At 41.8% G+C, this 23,695-nt stretch carries 21 protein-coding genes and 1 tRNA gene; 10 read left to right on the top strand and 12 right to left on the bottom strand.

What is annotated here, in order from left to right; genetic code table 11:
* Positions 1-5: 5 nt before the first annotated feature.
* A complete protein-coding gene (locus tag FHW88_RS25825; RefSeq protein ID WP_175489996.1) occupies positions 6-3,275 on the bottom strand; it encodes a SusC/RagA family TonB-linked outer membrane protein in 3,270 nt (1,089 codons plus the stop codon).
* Between the two features lie 269 nt (positions 3,276-3,544).
* Positions 3,545-4,552: a FecR family protein gene (locus tag FHW88_RS25820; protein ID WP_176628523.1), complete on the bottom strand. Its 1,008-nt coding sequence runs from the start codon at positions 4,550-4,552 to the stop codon at positions 3,545-3,547.
* 207 nt (positions 4,553-4,759) lie between these two features.
* Between FHW88_RS25820 and FHW88_RS30060 the strand changes: the two genes are divergently transcribed.
* Complete coding sequence (locus FHW88_RS30060) at positions 4,760-4,972, top strand: hypothetical protein (protein WP_218117305.1); 213 nt, start codon at positions 4,760-4,762, stop codon at positions 4,970-4,972.
* 60 nt (positions 4,973-5,032) lie between these two features.
* Positions 5,033-5,401 carry a hypothetical protein gene (locus FHW88_RS30055; protein WP_218117304.1) on the top strand — a complete coding sequence of 123 codons (369 nt, stop codon included), beginning with the start codon at positions 5,033-5,035 and terminating at the stop codon, positions 5,399-5,401.
* 14 nt (positions 5,402-5,415) lie between these two features.
* Here FHW88_RS30055 and FHW88_RS25810 read toward each other — a convergent pair whose 3' ends face one another.
* The 3 genes from FHW88_RS25810 to FHW88_RS25800 form a co-directional block, all read right to left on the bottom strand.
* Positions 5,416-6,009 (bottom strand): RNA polymerase sigma factor, encoded by a 594-nt coding sequence (locus FHW88_RS25810; protein WP_090527972.1) that lies wholly within the window; start codon positions 6,007-6,009, stop codon positions 5,416-5,418.
* Positions 6,010-6,258: 249 nt separating this feature from the next.
* Positions 6,259-7,128, bottom strand: coding sequence for an inositol oxygenase family protein (locus FHW88_RS25805; protein WP_090527975.1), 870 nt, complete (start codon positions 7,126-7,128; stop codon positions 6,259-6,261).
* 292 nt (positions 7,129-7,420) lie between these two features.
* Positions 7,421-8,950: a glycoside hydrolase family 28 protein gene (locus tag FHW88_RS25800; RefSeq protein WP_176628522.1), complete on the bottom strand. Its 1,530-nt coding sequence runs from the start codon at positions 8,948-8,950 to the stop codon at positions 7,421-7,423.
* 265 nt (positions 8,951-9,215) lie between these two features.
* On the opposite strand from FHW88_RS25800, the gene FHW88_RS25795 reads away from it, so the two are divergent.
* A tRNA-Arg gene (locus FHW88_RS25795) sits at positions 9,216-9,287 on the top strand.
* A gap of 36 nt (positions 9,288-9,323) precedes the next feature.
* Here the strand turns inward: FHW88_RS25795 and FHW88_RS25790 are convergent.
* Positions 9,324-10,166 carry a helix-turn-helix domain-containing protein gene (locus FHW88_RS25790; RefSeq protein WP_176628521.1) on the bottom strand — a complete coding sequence of 281 codons (843 nt, stop codon included), beginning with the start codon at positions 10,164-10,166 and terminating at the stop codon, positions 9,324-9,326.
* Positions 10,167-10,253: 87 nt separating this feature from the next.
* Between FHW88_RS25790 and FHW88_RS25785 the strand changes: the two genes are divergently transcribed.
* Together FHW88_RS25785 and FHW88_RS25780 are read left to right on the top strand one after the other, a co-directional pair.
* Entirely contained in the window at positions 10,254-10,649 is a 396-nt protein-coding gene (locus tag FHW88_RS25785; RefSeq protein ID WP_176628520.1) for a DoxX family protein, read from the top strand.
* 4 nt (positions 10,650-10,653) lie between these two features.
* Positions 10,654-11,601: a polysaccharide deacetylase family protein gene (locus FHW88_RS25780; RefSeq protein WP_176628519.1), complete on the top strand. Its 948-nt coding sequence runs from the start codon at positions 10,654-10,656 to the stop codon at positions 11,599-11,601.
* 127 nt (positions 11,602-11,728) lie between these two features.
* Here FHW88_RS25780 and FHW88_RS25775 read toward each other — a convergent pair whose 3' ends face one another.
* On the bottom strand, positions 11,729-13,117 hold the full coding sequence (locus FHW88_RS25775; RefSeq protein WP_176628518.1) for a sulfatase: 1,389 nt from the start codon (positions 13,115-13,117) through the stop codon (positions 11,729-11,731).
* A 73-nt stretch (positions 13,118-13,190) separates the two neighbouring features.
* Entirely contained in the window at positions 13,191-13,553 is a 363-nt protein-coding gene (locus FHW88_RS25770) for a winged helix-turn-helix transcriptional regulator (RefSeq protein WP_176628517.1), read from the bottom strand.
* A gap of 75 nt (positions 13,554-13,628) precedes the next feature.
* On the opposite strand from FHW88_RS25770, the gene FHW88_RS25765 reads away from it, so the two are divergent.
* Entirely contained in the window at positions 13,629-14,444 is an 816-nt protein-coding gene (locus FHW88_RS25765; RefSeq protein ID WP_090527996.1) for an SDR family oxidoreductase, read from the top strand.
* A gap of 103 nt (positions 14,445-14,547) precedes the next feature.
* Here FHW88_RS25765 and FHW88_RS25760 read toward each other — a convergent pair whose 3' ends face one another.
* On the bottom strand, positions 14,548-14,835 hold the full coding sequence (locus tag FHW88_RS25760; protein ID WP_176628516.1) for a hypothetical protein: 288 nt from the start codon (positions 14,833-14,835) through the stop codon (positions 14,548-14,550).
* Positions 14,836-15,000: 165 nt separating this feature from the next.
* Between FHW88_RS25760 and FHW88_RS25755 the strand changes: the two genes are divergently transcribed.
* Entirely contained in the window at positions 15,001-15,885 is an 885-nt protein-coding gene (locus FHW88_RS25755; RefSeq protein ID WP_176628515.1) for an oxidoreductase, read from the top strand.
* Between the two features lie 98 nt (positions 15,886-15,983).
* Positions 15,984-16,790 (top strand): helix-turn-helix domain-containing protein, encoded by an 807-nt coding sequence (locus FHW88_RS25750; protein ID WP_176628514.1) that lies wholly within the window; start codon positions 15,984-15,986, stop codon positions 16,788-16,790.
* 248 nt (positions 16,791-17,038) lie between these two features.
* Here FHW88_RS25750 and ychF read toward each other — a convergent pair whose 3' ends face one another.
* Positions 17,039-18,142, bottom strand: a complete 1,104-nt coding sequence (gene ychF, locus FHW88_RS25745) for a redox-regulated ATPase YchF (protein WP_090528008.1) — start codon at positions 18,140-18,142, stop codon at positions 17,039-17,041.
* A gap of 218 nt (positions 18,143-18,360) precedes the next feature.
* Between ychF and mgtE the strand changes: the two genes are divergently transcribed.
* Positions 18,361-19,731 (top strand): magnesium transporter, encoded by a 1,371-nt coding sequence (mgtE, locus tag FHW88_RS25740; protein ID WP_176628513.1) that lies wholly within the window; start codon positions 18,361-18,363, stop codon positions 19,729-19,731.
* A 93-nt stretch (positions 19,732-19,824) separates the two neighbouring features.
* Here the strand turns inward: mgtE and FHW88_RS25735 are convergent, their stop codons facing one another.
* Both FHW88_RS25735 and FHW88_RS25730 read right to left on the bottom strand, forming a co-directional pair.
* Complete coding sequence (locus tag FHW88_RS25735) at positions 19,825-20,157, bottom strand: DUF3276 family protein (RefSeq protein WP_090528014.1); 333 nt, start codon at positions 20,155-20,157, stop codon at positions 19,825-19,827.
* 381 nt (positions 20,158-20,538) lie between these two features.
* Positions 20,539-22,326 (bottom strand): ABC transporter ATP-binding protein, encoded by a 1,788-nt coding sequence (locus FHW88_RS25730; protein WP_176628512.1) that lies wholly within the window; start codon positions 22,324-22,326, stop codon positions 20,539-20,541.
* Between the two features lie 680 nt (positions 22,327-23,006).
* On the opposite strand from FHW88_RS25730, the gene FHW88_RS25725 reads away from it, so the two are divergent.
* Entirely contained in the window at positions 23,007-23,609 is a 603-nt protein-coding gene (locus FHW88_RS25725) for an RNA polymerase sigma-70 factor (protein WP_176628511.1), read from the top strand.
* Positions 23,610-23,695 lie beyond the last annotated feature (86 nt).

The following is a 23,695-nucleotide window of genomic DNA, read 5'->3' as shown; positions in this document are numbered from 1 at the left end:
ATCTATTATAAATCAACTTGTACGCCGGCAAGGAAGCTCCTTGTTTTTGGATAAAAATTATTGCTGTCTACCCCGATAAACTGGCCGCTTAATTGGTTATCGATGTTCAGGTTCAATTCAGGATCAACGCCTTTGTATTTGGTGATGATAAATAAATTAGTACCGGTAACATACAACCGGATACCATGTACATAATTACCCGGAACGTTTATTTTATAAGACAGTGTAGCATTACTTAACCTGATAAAGGCTCCACTTTCAAGATAACGTGTTGAATAATAATAGGCATTAACATCGGTACCCGGCTCGCTTAATGTTAAAGCAGGTACGCCATGTACCGAAGCCTGGGTAGGCTGGTTAAAGCTGGCCAATGATGCATTCATGATCTTGTTCCCACCCTGTCCCCTGAAAAAGAAGTTAAGGCTGAAGTTTTTATAGGTAAGATCATTACCAAAACCAAATGTGTATGTAGGTTGGGCATTGCCTGCATAAGTCTGATCGGTACTTTGAGGTGTTGTTGTTGGCTGGCCATTAGCACCCATGAAGGTAGATACACCATTGGTGCGGCCAAGGTATTTCAGGGTGTAAAATTCGCCAAGCGGATAACCGGCCTCAATGATTGATGTTTTGATACCGCTTTGTCCGGGACCTTCCGGGTCGCCTGCATATATTTTTGAAAGGTTTGGCGCCAGTGCAGTGATCTTATTTTTATTAAATGAGATATTGCCATAGCTGCTCCAGGTAAAATCTTTTGTTTTTATTGGTGTTCCGTTAAGGGCTATCTCAACACCTTTATTGGTCATACTACCTACGTTTTCAACTTTTGTATTTACAAAGTTGTTAATAAGCGACACCGGTACCGTGGTGATCATATCGGTTGTTTTTTTATTGTAGATATCAACCGAGCCGCCCAAACGTCCTTTAAATAAGGAAAAATCAACGCCGCCGTTTAACGTAGCCGTACTTTCCCATTTCAAATCAGGGTTTGGGTTTTGAGTTACACCAATTGCACCAATATAAGCGTTATTGTAATAAAAGCTACCGGTAGTGCCATAAAGCGTGAGGGGCGTATAAGGCGAGAAGCCTAATGAGTTACCGGTTTTACCATAGCCAACGCGCAATTTCAAATCATCAAATAAGGATTGAGATTTCATAAAGCCCTCGTCGATAACCCGCCATGCGGCCGAAGCAGCCGGGAAATACCCCCAGCGTTTATTAGTACCAAAGGCGTTTGAACCGTCACGTCGTAAAGATGCCTGTAAAAGGTATTTACCCCTGTAGCTATAATTAAGACGAGAGTAAAAGGATATCAAACGTAAAGTTTCGACGTTAACGTTACCATAATCAACCCGGTAGTTCCCGGAAGGCGTACCTAAACTAAGATTGTCTGAACCCGTAGCATCCGAAATAAATCCTTGATTGGTTGATTGAAAGCCATTCCCGGTGGTAGTTTGATCTATTGAATAGCCAAACAGGGCTTTAAAATCATGTTTATCGCCCCATTTATGAGCATAGGTCAAATAGTTTTCAAACAACTTTTTGTTATCCTCATAAGTTGAACGGATGGCTTTGCCGTTGAGGCCAGGTGCCAGCTCTGATGCAGAGTTGTAATAAGTATTATTGTCGGTATTTGTTTCCTGGTAAGCTAAGTTAAAATTGTAAAGCAGGCCGGCAGGCAGTATCAACTCACCGCGTATATTACCCAGCAACAAGTTAACTTTTTGTTTGTAGCTATCGTTAGTAATAAGCCCTACCGGGTTATAACCTAATTTTAAAGTAGGATCGTTGTAAAAAGTACCATCAGGATTATAAATAGTACGTGTTGGTAAATATTGAACTATTGATTTAAACAAGCCGGGGCTTTGTCCGTTTGCAGATGACAGCGGGATATCATTAACTAACAAATTGGCGTTAGTTACCGAATTGCTTAATGAAAAGTCCAGTTTCAGTTTATCATTCAACGCTTTTTGGGTGATATTAAGCCTGCCTATAACACGCTTCATATCGCTGCTTTTAACTATACCCTGATTTTGCAGGTAGTTTATGCTTCCGTTATAAGTAGTTTTATCGGTACCGCCGCCAAAAGACAGGTTATGGTTTTGAGAGAAACCTGTACCACGTTCAACAGCTTTTTGCCAGTCGGTATTGCCACCGTTGTCATTCGCAGGGGTAAAACTTTGTCCGTTAGCTTTTACATAGGCCCTTAACTGGTCGGCGCTGGCAACTTTAAACTGGTTAGATACTTTCTCAAATGATCCGTATCCGTTATAAGTCATCCTTAACTGACCTGCTTTTGCCCTTTTGGTAGTAACGATAATTACACCATTGGTAGCCCTGGTTCCGTAAATTGCCGCTGCCGAAGCATCCTTCAACACATCTATCGAAGCAATATCTGATGGAGCCAATAGGTTAAAATCGGCGCCGGGCACGCCGTCAATTACATAAAAAGGCACAGACGCTGCGCCAGCCCTTATTGAAGATGGACCGCGCAGTGTTACCGAAGCTTTACCATTAGGGTTACCATCGTTGGTGATATTTAAACCGGCTACTTTACCTTCCAATAAATCGGCAGGAGTTGCAACAACACCGGCATTAAATTGCTCGGCTTTTACAGTCGCAATAGCGCTGGTCAATTCCTTTTTGGTAGTAGTACCGTAACCAATTACTACAACGGTAGATAACGAGTTTGCCGAAGGCAGTAAAATTACTTTTATAGATGTTTGTTTGCCTACGGCTATTTTTTGAGTTTCAAAGCCTATGTAAGAAAACACCAGTACAGCTTTTTCGTTGGCAACCTGCACCCTGAATTTACCATCTATATCGGTTACCGCACCTGTTGCAAGGCCTTCTATTTTAACAGAAACACCTATTAAGGGCTGGCCTTTATCATCTACTACAGATCCGGTAACAATAACAGGCGGCGGGAGCTCGATCTTCTTCTCAACCGGTGGCTTTGGGGCGGGTTTAACCAGCAAACTTCCTTCAACTTCGGTATAAGTAAACTGGTTATCTAATAAAACTTTTTTCAAAACAGCCTCCAGCTTTTCGTTATGAGCTGTAAGGGTTACTTTAACATCGCTTTCAATGTTATTCCCGGTGTACATGATCCGTACGCCGGTACTGGCCGAAATCCGCTCCAGTGCATCAGCAAGAGGGGTATTTTTTAATTTAACGGTAACTGGCTTTTCCAGCACGCTTTGTCCGTATGAGTTATCAGCCATGGCAATGGTTGACAGGGAACAGACTACTAATAAAATGATCGCATTAATTTTCATAACAAATGTTATGGCTCGAAAGACTCTTTCGGGTATGTTTATTTTCATATTTTTGCTATATTAAAGTGTTATAGGTCAAGCTGGAACGTGCTGCGGTTGTGAGAGGCCCTGTGCATGGTCCATTAAAAAATCTTTACATTTTATTCCTCCAAAACTGGCCCGGCCATTTTGGAGGATCATTTTCTCTTTCCTTGTTTTAACTCATAGCAATTTCATTTTTTTAGGTTGTCAAACATTTATTTGTTTTTATAATTGGTATATCGGGTACATTAATTACAGCCTTTGCCCTTTAAAGTATAAGCATCGCCTGCCTTTTTAAAATGGGCATTTATAAGGGCCTCCGTCAGCTTCAATACTTTTTCTAACGGCATATTGTTAAAATCGGCGTATAACGTGCAGTTCAGTAAATTTTTGTCGGCCCTGATTGTTACATTATATTTTCGCTGCACATCGGCCAAAACATCAAATAAAGGGGTGTTATGGTATTGCAGCTTGCCCTGCTGCCAGCTGATTACAGACGAAGCATCTCCAATTTTTTCGGTAATCAGTTTTTGGCTGGTTTTATTATATACCATTTGCATATTCGCTGTGAGTAATACAGCTACATGTTTTGAGATCGTTGGAACAACTCCTACTTTTCCGCTTACCACGGTGATCTTAACCGATTTATCTTCGGTATAAGCTTTAACATTAAAGCTGGTACCTAAAACAGTGGTTTTAATTTTACCCGAGTGAATAACAAACGGTTTGCTGCTATCGTGCGCTACTTTAAAGAAAGCCTCGCCTGTAAGTGTAACCTCTCTCGTTTTATCTTTAAACTTATCCGGGTACTTTAAACTACTGCCGGCATTAAGGCAAATGCTCGTACCATCAGGTAAAGTGATCAGTTTAATTTCGCCGTTTAGTGCCACCGTTTCCTGGTAGTGAACCGGGTTTAACCAGTTGTCCAATTGTTTTCTGAATATATATGCTGCACTGAAAACGGCTGTTACAGATGCGGCTACAGCTATTTTCACCAGCAACCGCCAAATTGGGAATACCTTACGTGCAGGTGGAGGCTTTATTATACGCTGATGGATATTATTAAGTATCTGATCTGATTCCTGTTGGCTAAGGGACAGTTTTTTTTCAAGTGCATCTTTACTGAAACCTTCAAGCGCAACAAGATATAATTCCGAAACATCGCCCTTCAGGTATTCAGCAAGCCAGCGCCTGTCCTCAGGAGTTAAATTCTCGGTATTATAAAGCCTTTCTAAGCGTTTGACTATAGTTTCCACAAGCTATTTTTATATAAATACGCCGGGAGCTTTAAAACGGGGGGATGGGTTTACAATTATTTTTAAGAAAAATAAAAACTCATAAAAGCAAGCTGCATTTAATTTTTTTCACAGCCACATTATTGTCATCAATGTACTGCAGCCCTTGTGTTAACTTACTTAAATACTACCTTTATCATTAATAAATAGCTAAATAATTACCTCTGTATGAAAAATGCCTGGACAGAAAAATGGGACCAACGATATGCCGAAGAAGAATTTGCCTATGGTGAACAGCCTAATAATTTTCTACAACAACAACTGTCACTTTTAAAACCCGGCAAAATTCTTTTCCCTGCAGAAGGCGAAGGGCGCAATGCTGTTTTTGCCGCCGGGCTTGGCTGGGCAGTTTCTGCATTCGACATTAGCATTGAGGGGTAAAAGAAAGCCCTGAAACTTGCAGAAAAAAAACAGGTAACTATTGATTATCAGGTTGGAGAGTTGCAGGAGCTCAACTATACAGCGGATCAATTTGATGTGATCGCCCTCATTTATGCGCACTTTCCTCCCAACATCAAATCACTTGTACATCAAAGTGTTAATAAATATTTAAACGTCGGAGGTCTTATCATTTTTGAGGCTTTTAGTAAAAGTCACCTTGACTACCTTGCAAAAGATGAAAAAATGGGCGGTCCCAGAGATATCGAATCACTATTTTCTTTAGAGGAAATTAAGACAGATTTTAATAATTACGAGATTTTAGAACTTCTGGAAACGGAGATCCATTTAAATGAAGGGCCTTATCACAGCGGACAAGGCTCGGTTATCAGGTTTGTAGGAAGAAAGAAATTAGTTGGAGCAATTGCTTAAAATAAATCCCATCATTAATTTGTTCCTATCCAATAACAAACCATTATAACCCCTGCGGTTTTCCATTCAGCCTGGTGTTCTTTTATGTGGTTTTTAACTGCTACAACCGCATGTCCGAGGTATTCCTTAACAGTATGTTTAGAAAGGTTCAATTTCTCGGCAGCCTCTTCATAGGTTTTCCCTTCCAATTTGCAAAGGGTAAATACCTTTTTTCGCTGCGGCGATAATTGGTTAATAGCCTGTTGTAATAAATAATATTGCTCATCCATTAACTGTACGTCGCCGTTATCGGTTTCCATTTCAGCAAAAGGCATGGTGTTAACAACAGCCGTTTCGCGTACTTTTTTGCGGAGATAGGAGATGGATTTATTGAAGCTCAATACAAATAACCAGCCGCTTACCGATTGATCGGGGTTAATATCAGCCCGTTTTTCCCATAGGGCAACAAAAATATCCTGCAAAATATCCCGGGCGATATCATCGTCTTTAGTGAGTTTGAATATGTTACGATAAATAGCCTGATGATACTTTTGATAAAGCATATCAAATGCACCGATGTCATCATCGTGTAAGCGAAACACTAAATCTTTATCTCCATTTGAATCCATAAAAAACTGATAATTATTTATTTATTCTTTAATCAACAGGCAGGAATTATTGTTAAAAGTACAACTATTTTTCAATCAACGAAGCCACGCCATAGCAGCGCCATTAATTATTTATTCAGTAACAGGTAGGAGGCTTATCGCCTTTTGTAAAGCTTGACCCAGACTATAAACTTATTTTTTATAGCCTGGGCTAAACAGGTAACTGGAATGACCAATATATAAAAACGGGCTTAACTACCGCCCATTAAATTACAATTTAACTGTTGCGGGCAGATATTTGGCAATTAAATCCTCATAATAAGGTTTTAACTCCGATACTACCGGCGGTTTCGGGCTTTTCGAATACAGATCGTACGGATTAAATTTATCAACCCATTTAAACATTTCCTGGTCATGCGCATTCAACAAATGGTCATACGCTTTTTCGCGGTGCTGTGAGTAAAATGAGTGATAGCGGATCATGTACAAAGCTTCTTCGGGCAGGTAATCTTTGGTGATATGGTACAGGTACTCATCATGTCCCCATGACATATGCACATTTTCGAGCCCGCATTGATGAGTATAAACGCCATACTTGGTATTGTAACGCTCATCGTAGCTATCAGGATTTGCGGCAAAAAATTCCGGGTAAACTATCTTATCCGAAAACTTGCAGCCTACCGGGAACGTATCGCCCACTACATTCCATTGCGGTTCGCCAAAAAGGCAAAGTACCTTGCCTAAATCATGTATAAAGCCTGTTAATACAAACCAATCCGGATGGCCATCAGCACGGATAGCCTCAGATGTTTGCAATAAATGCTGTAGCTGATCAAGCGAAATATCCGGATCTGATTCATCAACCAGTGTGTTCAGGTATTCCATTGCCGACCACCATGGCATCTCTTTTTTATCAAACTGTAAAAAGTTGGCCTTTTTGGCCAATACGTTACCATAGGTTTGATAAGTATGGTTAAGCCTGTAAAACTCCCGCACCGGGTTATTTTCATCGTCGTTATAAACCCTAAACTCCTCTTTGGCCTTTTCGGTACCTGGTTCCGGGTACCTGCTCAATACATCATCTTCCCATACGTCAAGACTCGGCAATGGCGATATCTCTTTTTCAGTTAACTTTTCCATATTGTAAACCTTTTATTAAATATTAAGCACCTTGATATTTATTGCGCTCCAAACCAAATACCACAGAAAAATCCAATTAATTATTGCGGCTTTAAGTTTTACTGGAGCTGCAATTCAATGCTCCGTTTAGTTTTATAATGATTAAATTTTGATAAAAAAAACGGTCCTTTTATATTAACTGCAATATTTATTTACGTAAACGATTAAGTTACACTAACGTTAAAAGCTGCACGCACAACGTTAAAAGCCCTTAAATTGATTTAGCAAGGCTGATTCCTACTGTGAAATGGAATTACCTCTTAAGGATCTTATTTTTACTTGTTCCGGGAATCTGAATGCCTTTAACCGAAGATTTGCTTACCCCGTTAAACACAATCACCGGCAGTGATTTAACCTGTGGTATTTTGAGGCCATTAATAGTCAACCCATCCACATTATCAAACACGCCGGCAGCCCTGAAATCATATCCCAGGCAACTAAGGGTTACATTTTTAAACGTTACCCCTTCTGCATGGCGCGTGTAAAAGCCCCAGGCTGGCAATTCACCAAACATTGAAAATTCGGGATAATCATGCGGATTCTCGGGGATCTTCGCCAATGAATCGAGGCTAACACTTGCCACAGCTTTGCTGGCATCTCCATGGTACACTATCTTAATATTTTCGAGGATCACATTTTTAACGGGATGCCCCGGCAAGCCCGCAATTGACGAAGGAAAGATATTATGGTCCCCTTTAACTAAAGGCCCTTCCATCGGGTAACCTTTATCGGGTTTACCTTTAGGCACATCAACCGTTACGTTACTGATACGGATGCCATTGATGCGGCTTACCACGGTATCTTTATTACGATGACCAAGGCGAATAAAAATGGCATTGCCTGTATTAGTGGCACTGATGTTACTGATATCAATATCTTCCATCACGCCACCATCGACACATTCCAACGCAATGGCCGACCGGTAGGTATCGTAAATTTTCACATTCTTTATCGTTATCTTTTTAAAGCCGCCACGCGAGGCCGTGCCAAGCTTGATACCGCTTGCGCTTGACCTGGTGGTACAGTTTGCTACATAAATGTTTTCACAGCTACTGTTCCTGTCGCTTGATTTCAGGCAGATGCCATCATCATCGGCATTAAAAAAGCTATTGGTAAGCTTTACATTTTGGCAATCAACCAAATCAATACCATCGTTGTTCCAATACGTGTTGCTTTCTACTTTTATGCTATCGATAACCAGGTCGCGGCATTTGGTATAATCCTGCACCCACACCAGGCCGTTTTTCATGGTTACACCTTTTATTAGTACATCGGTACAGTTTGAAAAATGGATCAATTTAGGCCGGTTAGGTTCCTCGGGTTGGGTTTGCCCCCAGGGGTTTTGTTTTTGCCATAACGAATCCCTTAATTTACCCGCTTTCAGCATCGCAAAAAGGTCTTTCAGCAATTCTTCTCCATTTCCATCAATGGTTCCCTTGCCCGTTATGGCAATATGCTGCAGGTTATTGGCGGCTATCAATGGTGCTGCATGGCCTTCGCCGTAATCAATTCTTTTTGCGCTGCCCAGCAATACAGCATTTTTGGCAAGGTTAAGGGTGACATTTGATTTTAGGCTGATAGCAGCCGTTAGAAACTTTCCGGCAGGAACATATACCATACCGCCTCCCTGCTCGCTTGCATTATCAATAGCTTTTTGAATGCTGACAGTGTTATTGGTAATACCATCGGCTTTAGCGCCATAATCGGTAATGTTAAATACTTTTTGCTGAGCATAACCCGCAAATGGCGTTATAAGCAACGTTAAAAAATGAAAGATTTTCATTATCAGTTATTATTAAAAGAAAAATTTAAGCAGGTTTATCGCTTATTGAGTTTACGAACAATGAAGCGTTTAATTGTACATTAAACACCTAAACTATTAAACTTTCAATTTAATTGGCGATGGCGGTGTACTTTTTATTTACGTAAACGTTTACGTAGCGCCGGTATCGATAACAATCGTTATTAAACCGGGGATTATTTCATACGCGTTAATATATCAAACAATGCTTTTGGTTTAAATCAATTTTATATCTTTGCCCCCGACTGCTCCCGTAGTTCAATGGATAGAATTATGGTTTCCGGTACCATCGATATGAGTTCGAATCTCGTCGGGAGCACAAAAGAGACTTGCAAGTTGCAAGTCTCTTTTTGTTTTACCTATTCACTTGAGCATATCTCTTCCTAAACGCCGTTGGGTTCTCTCCTTTATACTTTTTAAAAATGCGGTTCAGGTGACTTTCATCTGTAAAACCAAACTCATAGGCTATTTCGCTCATGCGTTTATCGGTGTATTGCAGGCGGGTTTCAATCAGTTTCAGCTTATAGCTGGTAATGTACTGCTGCAAGCTCTCGCCCGTAGTTTTCTTAAAGTATTCGCTGATGTAGTTTGGTGAAAAATTAAATGACGAGGCTATACACTCGGCCTTCAGGCGGTCGGGCTGGTAAATATATTCGTGGATATAGTTAAGCAACGGCAGTGTAGTTGTTGAAGGCTGCTTTATAATATTGGCATGCTGCTGCAGGGTGATGTTGCGGGCGGCAATGGTAATAATGGTATTCATCAATTGCTCAACCACTTCATTATGCTGCGGAAATTCATGGGATGTTTCCCGTTGTAAGGCCTCTATCAGGGCCCTTACCAACGGTTTGTCCGTAACTGTTTTGAGGATGCAGCCTGGCAAGTGGTTATGGTTATGAAAAATGTACTCCATTTTTTTCACCCATTGGTCGCTTTGGGTTTTCAGGTAACTATCCGTAAAACGGATGAAGTAAAACCGTGTTAGCTCATGTACCTCGAAGCCATGATGGTCTTCCGGAAAAATCAAAAAGAACTTGTCCGAAGCATAGGGCAGTTCATGCCCGTTAATGATCTGGATCCCCTTACCTTCCAGCGTAAATACCATTTCAAAAAAAGTATTACGATGCGGTTTGGCTGTGTACTGGTTTGTTTCGAGCAACTCCAGTTCATAAGGCCTGTACAGGTTCTTGGTTTCCATACCCGTAAAGTTACAGATCATCCCCCTGAATGTACAAGGCGCAGGTACTGATTATACAGAACTTTGACTTATCAAAACAAACACATCATGAACGATTTAACATTTGTAATACTAAGACTGGCCGTCGGAGCCAGTATGTTTGGTCACGGCCTGGTCCGCTTACCTAAACTAAATGGTTTCAGCCAATGGATGGTTGGCACTTTTGAAAAGTCAATGCTGCCCAAAGCTATGGTAACACCCTTTAGTTACCTGTTACCAATTGCCGAATTTATTATAGGTATATTGCTTTTATCGGGCTTATTTACTAAACCTGCTTTAATTGGCGGTGGCCTGGTAATGATCATATTAATATTAGGCAGCTGTTTGATCGAGAATTGGGAGATCCTTCCTTCACAGCTGATCCATGCTGCTTTCTTCGCCGTACTGCTTCAGTTTTCGGCTAACAATACCTATTCATTAGATAACCTTTTCTTTAATAAATAAGATCATGAGCTCAAGAAGAGATTTTGTAAAACAAGGCGGACTTTTAGGGTTGGCCGGCCTTGTGGGCAGTAATTTGGCATCGGCTAAACAAAACACATCGGCAAATAACTTTAATACCTCAAAATGGGCCGATGGTTCAAGGCTGGTGGTTTCTGTATCCATGCAGTTTGAGGCCGGCGGTCAGCCGGATAATGCCGAGAGCCCGTTTCCGCAGAATATGCAAAAAGGTTATATCGATCTGCCCGGTGCAACCTGGTTTCAATACGGTTATAAAGAAGGGATTCCCCGTATGCTGGATAACTGGGATAAACTGGGCATTAAAGTAACATCGCACATGGTTGGTTCGGCAGTGCTCAAAAATCCTGCTTTAGCTAAAGAAATTGTAGACCGCGGGCACGAGGCAGCAGCTCATGGTATGAACTGGGCAACGCAGTACACTATGCCTTATGAACAGGAAAAGCAGTTTATAAAGGATGGTGCCGATGCCATTAAAAAAGTAACCGGATTTACTCCGGCAGGCTACAATGCCAACTGGCTACGCCGTGGTGAAAACACGCTGAAAATATTACAGGAGCTCGGTTTCGTATATCATATTGACGACCTAAGCCGTGATGAGCCTTTTATCATCCCGGTTAATCAAAAGGATTTTGTAGTGGTGCCTTACACCATCCGCAACAACGATATTGTGCTGATTGAAGGCAAAAACTTCTCGGCAGATCAATTCCTCACACAGGTAAAAATGGAATTCGACCAGCTTTATGCCGAGGCTGAATTTAAACGCCGCCAAATGTCAATCAGTTTCCACGACCGTATTGGCGGCACCCCGCAAATGGTTAAGGCCTCCAATGAGTTGATCAAATACATACAACAACACAAAGGCGTAAGCTTTAAACGCAAAGATGAAATCGCTAAAATGGCTTTGGAGGATAAGACGACGATAAGGGAGAGTTAAGAAGTAAAAAACGTCATTGCGAGGCACGAAGCAATCCCAAACTTTACAGAGAAACTTGTATGGTTGATCTTCTGATTGGGGATTGCTTCGTGCCTCGCAATGACGCTTTTTTTATTTTGCCTAATTCCTAATTCTCCTTCATACCCGGATATTGGTCAAAAAGAGCTTTTAGCTTTTGGGCCATTTCTGGGTATTCTTTGATTACGTTAGTACGTTCGCTGGGATCATAGGCCAGGTTAAACAGTTCGGTTTTTGCAGATAGCGGCGAACCTGCTACACCGCCAACATTGTTATTAGCCTTTACTTCGCGATATTTCCAGTCACCCAGCCGAACAGCTTCGCAAACGCTATTATTGTAATAGTAAATAGGCCTATGCTCCGGGTGTTTAGGCGCCTTTCCGGTTAATACATCAGCTATAGATTGTCCATCCAGTGTACGGCCTTTCGGCAGCGGGGCGCCAGTCCAATTGGCAAGTGTAGGCAACACATCCAGGTTACTCATCATGCTGGTGATGCTTGCGCCAACCGGAGTATGATTTTTCCAGTAAACAATGAATGGCTCACGTACCCCGCCTTCATATGTTAATCCCTTGCTGCCGCGAAATACACCGGCGGTACCTGCATCCCAATGTTTAGTGGCACTATCGCCAAGCATCCGGTCAGGAAAATCTACCCATGGACCATTATCGCTCGAAAACATGAATATTGTATTATCAGCCAGTCCCTGCTTTTCAAGCTCTGCCCAAACCTGGCCAAGGCTTTCATCAAGCTGTTCAACTACATCACCTAAATGACCGCCATCGCTTCTGTTTTTATTTTTCGCCGATGATGCAAAGGCTACCGGTAAATGCGGCATATTATGAGCCAGGTACAAAAAGAAGGGTTTATCATTCTTTTTTTGTTCCTTAATAAAATGGATGGCTTCCCGTTGATACAACTCTATCAGCGATGAATCGGCAGGTTTTAAGATCTCGGGCTTATGGTTTCGGAATACTTTAATTGTGGTATCCGTTTTCACATAAGGCGACCGATAATCGTGACTATACAGCAAGCCATAATACGAATCAAAACCCTGCGCCATAGGGTGGTTATAAGCCGCATGATCGCCAAGGTGCCATTTACCAATCATGGCAGTTTTATAGCCAATTTGTTTCAGCATTTCGGCAATGGTAATTTCCTGATCGGGGATACCAAGCTTTGAACCGGGGCCTATCGGTGCCGGCAGGTTCATCCTTGAAGCATAACGCCCCGTAAGTAATGAAGCCCTTGATGGCGTACAGGTTGGGCTGCTCACTACATAATTGGTTGCCCTCACCCCTTTTTGCGCCATCTTATCTAAAAATGGCGTGCGGATCACCGGGTTACCATAACAACTCAAATCAGAGTACCCCATATCATCGGCCAGTACAAAAATAATATTGGGCAATTGCTTTTTCTGTGCCAAAGCCGGTGCAATTAAAAATATAAAAACCAAAAGGAAAAGGCCTTTGCAGGTTAATTGGGTATAATGTTTCATTACCGGGTGAAAATAGTTTTTTATAGCGGATGACCGTTAAAGATATCTTAACTTTTACAATGGGGATTAACAACTACTGCTTACCAGCCTTCCTCAACATTTCCCTATGCTCCTCGCCCCATTTTATCATCTCCAAAATGATGCCGCCAAAACTCCGGCAGTACTCTGTCGATTCGTACTCAATTAAAACCGGCGAAGTTGGGGTCACCGTACGTTTAACAAGTTTGTTCATCTCCATGGTTTTCAGCTCGCGCGATAACATGCGCGTGGTGATGCCGGGGATGCTCCGCTCAATTTCTCTGAAACGTTTGTTTCCGTTGCAAATAGAATTAATGATTGGCAGCGTCCATTTACCGCCAATAACATACATGGTGTCTTGTAAAGCCTGCCGCTCATCGGCATGATTACGCTGGTATGACGTTATTCCCTCTTCCATACTGGTATACTCTGTGTAACTGGTTACAAAATTATACCAATTATAACATACTTTTGCATCAAAAAATAAAATACCATGTCAAAAACAGTTTTTATAACCGGAACAAGCAGCGGACTGGGCAAATTAACCGCTAAACATTTTGCACAACAAGGCTGGAATGTAGCCGCCACCATGCGTACACCCGAAAAGGAAACCGAACTAACACAATATCCTAATATCAAAATATTTAAACTGGATGTAACCAACCTTGAACAGGTAAAAACAGCAACAGAACAAGCGATAGCCGCTTTCGGTAAAATTGATGTTGTGGTGAACAATGCAGGTATGGGTACTTACGGTGCACTGGAACTTGCCAAAGAAGAAGATATCGACTGGCAGTTTGCGGTAAATGCCCGCGGTCCTATTAATATCATCCGTGCCTTCCTGCCTCATTTCAGGGAAAACGAAGGAGGTATGTTCATCAACATCAGCTCTTTTATGGGTATCACTTCGGCCGTACCACTTGGCTCACTGTACAACATGTCGAAATTTGCATTAGAAGGCCTTACAGAAGGACTATATTACGAACTAAAACCGCTTAATATTCATTTAAGACTGATAGAGCAAGGCGGATCAAAAGGAAACAACTTTGTTGAAAGCGTAGTTTGGAACCAAAACCCGGATATAACTGCGTACGATGAACTTACCAACAAACTGCAAAACCTGATGGGCTCACGTGATGAATCGCAGCTGGATGATCCGATGTTGATTGTTAATGCTATTGATGATCTTGCCACCGGCAAAAACAACAAGTTCCGTACGGTGATAGGTGATATGGGCAACATGCTAATGAACATGCGCAGCTCGATGCCTATTGAGGAATATATGGATAAGATGAGCAGCTTCTTTTAACCGTGATTTGTAGGATTTTGGGATTGCCCTGATAAAACGAGCTAATGAACCCGCTCGCATATTGGGGCAATTATTATTATCAACATTAAGAGCTTATAGTTTACTAATCGGTTTCTTGTAACAGACTTATACAATCATCATATAATTCATAAGTCGCATCGGGTGCCCGATCTTTTATTACCTGGCGGGCTATAAATTCAATTACCTGATGCCGGTTATTAGTAGGTATCCCTGTTTCTTCAAACCAACTTTCCGTTGTCGGAATATATACCAATGCAACGTGCCTGCCGGCAGCTAACTCGTACAGAAACTGCAACTTAATATCTCCATCCCTATAAATAACGTACCCTTCACGACCGTTATCAATATATTCTAACTGTTTAGATACCATATCATTTATTATTCTTTCTCTATCTACTAATATAACTTCTTTATCCGATACCTGACGACCAAAACCTGCAGCTCGACCTTTTCAACAAAGCAACTTGAGCTTTTTAACAAAACGCCGCGCCGCCTTTCAACCTAACTTTGTGTTATCAAAAAGAAAGATAACACTATGAAAAAAGTATGGTTTATAACAGGCAGCGCCCGCGGATTAGGCCGCAGCCTTACAGAAGCAGTTTTAGCAGCAGGCGATAATGTTGCAGCAACAGCACGTAACCCCGAACAATTGAAAGATCTGGCTGATCAATATCCCGGTCAGGTATATCCGATAAAATTAGATGTTACCGATTACCCGGCAGTATATAAAGCCGTTGCCGACGCGGTAGCCCACTTTGGCAAAATTGATGTATTGGTAAACAATGCCGGTTTCGGGATCATTGGTGCAGCCGAAGCCTTTACTGATGAGCAGGTACGCAGTCAACTGGAAACGAATTTATATGCCCCCATCGAGATCACCCGCGCGGTATTGCCTTATATGCGCAAACAACGTTCGGGCCGTATTTTACAGATCAGCTCGGTTGGTGGTCGCGTTGGTAATGCAGGTTTAAGCATGTACCAGGCAGCTAAGTTTGGTCTTAGCGGCTTCGCCGAAGCTTTAGCTAAAGAAGTAAAGCCACTTGACATACTGGTTACCAGCGTTGAGCCTGGGGGTTTCCGTACCGATTGGGCAGGCGATTCCATGAGTTACGCCCCTAAGGTTGAAGGCTATGAACAAACGGTTGACGTGCGTGCCGATTATTTATCGAGTGGCAAATTTATTCCTGTAGGTGACCCCGAAAAAGCAGCGAAGGTAATGGTTGATCTTGTTGAACATCCGGAGCCTCCTGTGCACCTTATATTGGGCAGTGAAGCCGCCGGCTTGTTAAAAGCTGCCGACGAAGCACGCAAAGCCGAATTTGAAAAATGGCTCCCCGTTACAACTTCAACTGATCATGCCGAAGCTGAAGATTTTCTGAATACAGAATTTGGGAAATCAATAACCGCTCAAAAAGCATAATATAATTTCGGTTGTGGGGACATGTTCCCCGGGATATATCAGACTTACGAAGCTTTTGAAACTTCGTAAGTCTTTCTTTATTATTAAATTTGAACAACATGCCTGTGCCAAATCCAAAAACGTCGCCGCGGATCCTTTATTCCTGTTACTCGCAAGTAAGCCGAGCTGGCGAGCAATTTATTGCCGACCACGTATTCGGCTATATCCTCTCCGGCGATTCGGAGCTTTATGTCAACGGTAAAAACTATTATTTTAAACAAGGCGATTACCGTTTTCTGAAGCGGAACGAACTGGCTAAATTTGTAAAGCATCCACCCGCAGGCGGCGAATTTAAAACCATCACTATTGGTATGGATCAGACTACCCTGCAAAGTATGAGTGCCGAACTTGATTTGCATGCAGATGGCCAGTATTCAGGCGAAAGCGCTTTGTTTCTGAGACCAAACGAGCTTTTCAACAATTACATTACATCGTTAAGTCCTTATATGGATAAAACCGGCGACGAAATTAGCCCGGCACTTACCCTGCACAAGGTTAAGGAAGCTGTAATGATTTTGCTGGAAACAAACCCCGAACTCAAAAATATCCTCTTTGATTTCAGTGAACCCGGCAAAATAGACCTGGAGGCTTTCATGACTCAAAACTATCGTTTTAATGTAGACTTGAACCGCTTTGCTTACTTAACCGGCCGCAGCCTGGCTACCTTTAAGCGTGATTTTGAACGGATCTTTAATATATCACCCAACCGGTGGATCCAGCAGCAACGATTAAAGGATGCCTACTTCCTGATCAAAGAAAAGAAGCACAAAGTATCGGACGTGTACATGGATGTGGGCTTTAAAGATCTCTCCCACTTTTCCTTCGCCTTTAAAAAAGCTTATGGGGTAGCGCCGTCGGCGGTGTAGCCGCTGGGGGAGAGTCAAGAAATCAAGAAAATAGAGTCAAGACAGCAAGAGTCAAGATACAAGAAAAAAAAGAAGCGAGAAGTCAAGACTTAAGAATCAGGACGAGAAATAGAGTCAAGAAATCATGAGTCAAGAGTTAAGACATAAAAAGAGCCAGAAATGGATTAGATCTCATTCCTGGCTCTTGTATCTTATTGTCTTGACTCTAAATTCTTAATTCCTGACTCTTGCCGTCTTGGGTCTATTCCCTAAACGTTAAACCTGAAGTGCATAATATCTCCGTCCTGCACAATATAGGTTTTACCTTCAACGCCCAGCTTGCCGTTCTCTTTGATGACAGCTTCAGAGCCGTTGAATTTCACAAAATCTTCGTATTTAATTACTTCGGCACGGATAAAGCCTTTTTCAAAATCGGTATGGATCACACCCGCCGCCTGTGGCGCGGTGAAACCCTGAGTAATAGTCCAGGCACGAACTTCCTGCACACCGGCAGTAAAGTAGGTAGCCAGGTTTAATAGCCTGTATGCCGCTTTAATCAGTTTGTTAACACCTGATTCGGCAAGACCCAGATCATCCAAAAACATCTGGCGCTCTTCATAGGTTTCCAGTTGTGAAATTTCAGATTCAATCTGAGCTGAAATGATCAGCACTTCGGCATTTTCATCTTTAACGGCTGCTTTTACTTTTTCAACATAAGCATTACCGGTACTTACCGAGCCTTCATCAACATTACAAACATATAATACCGGTTTGGCGGTAAGCAGCCAAAGGTCGGCTACATATTCTTTATCTTCTTCCTCAACAGGTGCAGTACGGGCCGACTTACCTTCCAGCAGGTGATTTTTATAAACGGTTAAAACATCGAAGGTTTTTTTAGCCTCTTTGTCGCCGCCGGTTTTAGCCATCTTTTCAACCTTCTGAATCTTTTTCTCTATAGATTCAAGGTCCTTTAGCTGCAGTTCAGTATCAATGATCTCTTTATCGCGGATTGGGTCAACCGAGCCATCAACATGGATCACATTATCGTTATCAAAGCAACGTAATACGTGGATGATAGCATTGGTAGCGCGAATATTGGCCAAAAACTGGTTACCTAAACCTTCGCCTTTGCTGGCCCCTTTAACCAGGCCGGCAATATCAACTATCTCTATAACGTTTGGTACAATTGATTTTGGCTGTACTATTTCGGTAAGCTTTGTTAAGCGCTCGTCCGGCACTGTAATTACACCCACGTTTGGCTCAATAGTACAAAACGGAAAGTTAGCCGCTTGTGCCTTAGCGTTTGATAAGCAATTAAAAAGTGTCGATTTGCCCACATTCGGCAAACCTACTATACCACATTGTAAACCCATTTTTGTGTTTTTAGTTGATTGGGTGAATGGTTGATTGGGTTGATTAAGTTTTGATTTCGGTAAACTACTCAACCATTTAACCTAATAAACCACTCACTTTAAAAAGCGCAAAGATAACAGAAAATTTTGCCTTATAATTTGAAAAAATAAACGACTTTTGCGCTCGGAAAAAAGAAGCTAAATATTAATACACCGATGTAAAAGAGGAGGGCCTATATATGGAAGAAATGGTTGAGCAAATAGAATTGTTGCTGGAAAAACAAGACGATACCCAATTACAGGAATATTTGAACAACCTTAACATATCGGATGTTGAAGAACTGATTGGTGAACTTCCTGAACATGGCCCAAAATTCATCGAAACCCTTTCGCTTAACCGCGCGGTTAACGTGTTCCGCATCCTTGAATTCCCTGTGCAAGAGCGGATCATCAAAAAACTTTCGGGTCAAAAGCTTGAAGATCTGATCAACGAACTCCCTCCTGACGACCGTACGTCACTTTTCAGCGAATTGCATGGTGACGCCGTTCAAAAACTTATCCAAAAACTTTCACGCGAAAACCGCGAGGAGGCTTTAAAACTTTTAGGTTACGAAGAAGAAAGCGTTGGCCGCTTAATGACACCCGACTATATTGCCGTTAAACGCACCTGGGACGTAAGCCGTGTGCTTTCGCACATTCGCCGGTATGGTAAAAACTCAGAGACCATCGATGTTATTTATGTAATTGATGAGCACGGTGTTTTACTTGATGACATCCGGATCCGTGAGATCTTATTGGTAAAGCCCGAAACCAAGGTGAGTGAGCTAATGGATGGTCGTTTGATTTCGCTTAGTGCCAGTGATCCGCAGGAAGAAGCAATCAACGTTTTCAGGATGAATAACCGCACCGCCCTACCTGTTGTTGATAATAATGACGTATTGCTTGGCATTGTAACAGTTGACGACATCCTTTGGATAGCTAACGAAGAATATACCGAAGATATCCAAAAAATAGGTGGTACGGAAGCGCTGGATGAACCATATCTTGATATCAACCTTTTTAAACTTGTAAAAAAACGCGTAGGCTGGCTCATCATTTTATTTTTAGGAGAGATGCTTACCGCTACCGCTATGGGTTATTTTGGCGATGAGATCTCCAAAGTAGTTGTACTGGCTTATTTTATTCCATTAATTATTTCGAGCGGTGGTAACAGTGGTTCGCAGGCTTCAACCCTCATTATCCAGGCCATGGCCCTTGGTGAAGTTACCGTTGCCGACTGGTGGCGGGTTATGCGCAGGGAAATTCTTTCGGGTTTAATGCTTGGTGTTTGTTTAGGTTTAATAGGCTTTTTACGCATAGCGGCCTGGAGCATGTTCAGCAATATTTACGGCCCGCACTGGATGCTGGTAGGCTTTACCGTAGGCGCGTCCCTTATCGGTATTGTTTTATGGGGATCATTATCAGGTTCGATGCTGCCACTTTTGCTTAAAAAACTTGGCGCCGACCCTGCTACCTCGTCAGCTCCGTTTGTAGCCACCCTGGTAGATGTTACCGGGTTGATCATTTACTTTACTATAGCCGTAATATTTATGCGGGGTATATTATTGTAATCCTCGTTTTCAAATATAACACACGAAAAAAGCCCTGTTTCTGAATAAGAAGCAGGGCTTTAATTATTTTAGTTTAGTATTGTTCTGTAATAATTAGATCTCAAACGAAAAATCTTCATCGGCAGATGCCCTGGCAATTTCAGGGTTTTCGCTGTACTCATAGCGTTTTTCAACTACCTCCTGGTTTGATTTGATGTAGTCGATGGTATCTTTCAAACCTTCGGCAAATTTTTCAAAGTCTTCTTTATATAAAAAGATCTTGTGTTTTACAAACACCCCATCTTCCAAACGCTTTTTGCTTTCAGTAATAGTAACATAATAATCGTTTGAACGGGTTGCTTTTACATCAAAAAAATAGGTCCGCTTCCCGGCTCTCACCTTCTTTGAATAAACCTCTTCACGCTCTCTATTGTCAAAATCTCCCATATATATTTACCTGTAATTAGTTTTGGTTGGCATAAATATAAATAAATTTTCAAAGTGCAAGTATTTTATTCGTTATTATTGAGTTTTTTGAAACAAAAGCGTCATTTTTTTGTGTGGATGACCGATTACAGGTGAGTTGTGAAAAGAGAACGCACATAAGTCTTCACTGGCGCAAGTTTTGCGGGTTTGGCTGTGCGGAGGCTAACTTGGGCCACCTGTTACAATGCGGGGTAAATGTATAACAAAAATTATTTTATAAACTGTAAACCTTTTTGGGACGTGACAGGTAAACCTATTTCAGGACAAGGCACACACAAATTCATCTCCCACCGGCGCAAGTGTTGTGCGGAGGTTGCGGGCATGCTCACTTGAGCCCATTCGTTATGCGTTTTCCTCTTCTTCCAGTAATTGTTTTTCGTAAAGCTCAAAGTAGGTGCCTTTAAGCTGCATGAGGTACGCATGGTTACCCTGCTCAACAATTTGGCCGTTATCCATTACCAGGATCTTGTCCGCATTTTTTATGGTGGAAATGCGATGGGCTATAATGATGCTTGTTTTATCCTGCATTACCCGGCCAAGGTTATTCAGAATCTCCTCTTCCGTGCGGGTATCAACTGCCGAAAGACAATCGTCAAAGATCAAAACCTGCGGGTGCTTAAATATGGCCCGTGCAATGGATACACGCTGTTTTTGCCCGCCCGATAAGGTAACGCCGCGTTCGCCTATAAGGGTTGTAAAACCTTCTTCCAGCTCAATAATATTATTGTACACCGCGGCATCTTTGGCAGCCTGCTCAACAACCGGCATATCCAGTACATCGGCACTAAAAGCAATGTTATTGGCTATGGTATCCGAAAACAGGAAAACCTCCTGCGGTACAAAACCTATCTGCGAGCGATAGTTTTCGAGGCCAAGTGATTTTATCGGCCGACCGTCAATGGTGATCTCCCCCCCTGTAGTATCATACATACGCATTACCAGGTTGGCAATGGTTGATTTACCTGAGCCCGTACGACCTATAATTGCCAGCATCTGTCCCGGCTCAACCGTAAAGGAAACATTCTTTAAAGCCTGGATTCCGGTATCGGGATAAATGAATGATACATCATCAAACTTAATCAATCCCTCAACGTGGTGGTTGTCTGCAACCGGTGAAATGATCTCCGGCTTTTCATGCAAAAATTCATTAATGCGTTTTTGCGAGGCGGCGGCGCGTTGCACTAGTGAGGTTACCCAACCCAGCGAAATAACCGGGAACGACAGCATATTGAGGTACACAATAAACTCGGCGATATTACCGGGAGTAATGTTACCTTTTATTACTTCTACCCCGCCAACATACATGGTTATTACGTTACTCAGCCCTACCAGTAACAACATAATGGGGAAAAACAGGGCCTGTACTTTAGCCAGTTCCATGGAGTGCACTTTATAGTCTTCGCTCTCCTTGGCAAAGTTTTCGCGCACAAAGCCTTCGCGCACGTACGATTTGATCACCCTGATACCCGAAAAGTTTTCCTGCACAAAGCTGGATAAACCAGACAGGCGCTCCTGGATCATCTCGCTGCGGTGATTGATAATATTGTTTACATAGTAAATAACACCAGCCAAAATAGGCAATGGCAATACCGAAAAAATGGCCAGTTGTACGTTTACTGTGAGCATGGCATATATTACCATAACAAACAATACTACGGTATTGATGGAGTACATAATACCCGGCCCAAGGTACATGCGCACACGGCTAACATCCTCGGTTACCCGGTTCATTAAATCTCCGGTGTTGTGGCGGCGATAAAAGGCGAGCGACAGTTCCTGGTAGTGGTTGTAGATCTCGTTTTTTAAATCGTACTCGATATGGCGCGACATGAGGATGATGGTTTGCCTCATAAAAAACAGGAACAGGCCCCGCAGCAAGGCCAGCACCAATACCAGTGTACCAAACAGGAATAAGCTGGTACCGAAAATATCATAAATAAAACTCTGCCTGTCGAAACCCGAAAAAAGCTGGTAGGCCCCTATGTTTTCGGTAACCAGGTCAAAAGCTACGCGGATAACCTGTGCCGGCAACACACCAAAAACATTGGATATAATTACAAACAACACACCCGGGATAAGCCGCCAGCGGTATTTGTAAAAAAACTTATTAAGGTATGCGAGGTCTTTCATTTATTATTATAGTCCGGAAGTCGGGAATGTCCGAAAGTCGGAAAGCCCTGACATAATAATCAAAAGTATTAAAATTTGAGGAGAGTGATTGGATGGAAAAGTCGGGAGGATGTAAGAATGTTACATTGATACACTCGTAACAATCCTGGTAGTGTTCAATTTTTAAAAGTGTGAACACTTGCATATTTCTCTAAAATAAACACCATTGATAATCAATACATTACAAATAAGCCAAAGTGCGTTAAAACTTAAAATGAACACACATGTACTAATAATCAGACAGTTATGAAATTACAAAATAAAACGCTGAACACCTGTTTTTTAAAAATTGAACACTGACAGGATCCTGTCAGTATTATCAATATTATGTATCCATATACAAAAGGCAATTTTCCTGCAACTATCAGCAGGGAAATCGCTTTTAACCACATGCACATCGAGAAGTCATAAATGAAAAATTCTCACACTAATTTTCACTTATTAATCGAATTTCACGAATTTCCAATTGATTTAAGATTCGTGTAATTCGATTAATTGTGGATCGTTTGAAAAGCATTCGTGTAGAAATTTTTCAGATGAGATTTAGTAAAACAGGTCTCATCATTTTTACAGTGATTTTCCTGTAACTATGGGCAGCATGATGATGTTAATGTTAAATAATACTTATATTCGTTATTTATATGAACAACCGGGTCGATTTGACAGAACATGAGCTACTTACCTTACTTAAGGGCAAAGATATAGCCGCGTTCGATCAGATTTTTGAAAAATTTTACCGGCCATTGTGCTTTTTCGCCTCCCGCATTATTCATGACACCGTTGACGCGCAAGACCTGGTACAGGATGTTTTTGTTAAATTTTGGCAAAAAGAGAACATGCCCTGCACTGCGGATGCTATCAGATCTTACTTATATGTGGGCGTAAAGAACACCTGTTTCAATTATCTTGAAAAAAACAGCGTTAAGATAGCCCACCGGCAAACCCTTGTAAATACCGATATAGAGGAGGCTACCATTTTAAATAACATTATACACGCCGAAGTATTAAGGCAGGTTTTTGCAGCAGTGGATACTTTGCCCGAGCAGTGCCGCAAAATTATCCGGATGACTTTTGAAGATGGTAAAAAAGCCAAAGAAATTGCCTGCGAACTCGGCATTACCATAAGTACGGTAAACAACCAAAAAATGCGTGGCCTCAGTTTGTTAAAAAACCGCCTGTCTGACGAAGGACTTGCACTCGGAATGCTCCTGATATTACCCGGTATTATGGACCATGTAAAGTAGGCGTTAATAAAACATAAAATTTATTTCAATTTCCTTTAGATAAAACCCCACCCTTCCCTGTTCTATCATCAAATACCGGTTATAGA

It is taken from the genome of Mucilaginibacter sp. SG538B (genome assembly GCF_013376065.1).
Taxonomy (GTDB): domain Bacteria; phylum Bacteroidota; class Bacteroidia; order Sphingobacteriales; family Sphingobacteriaceae; genus Mucilaginibacter; species Mucilaginibacter rubeus.
This window is presented reverse-complemented; position numbering and strand designations above follow the sequence as displayed.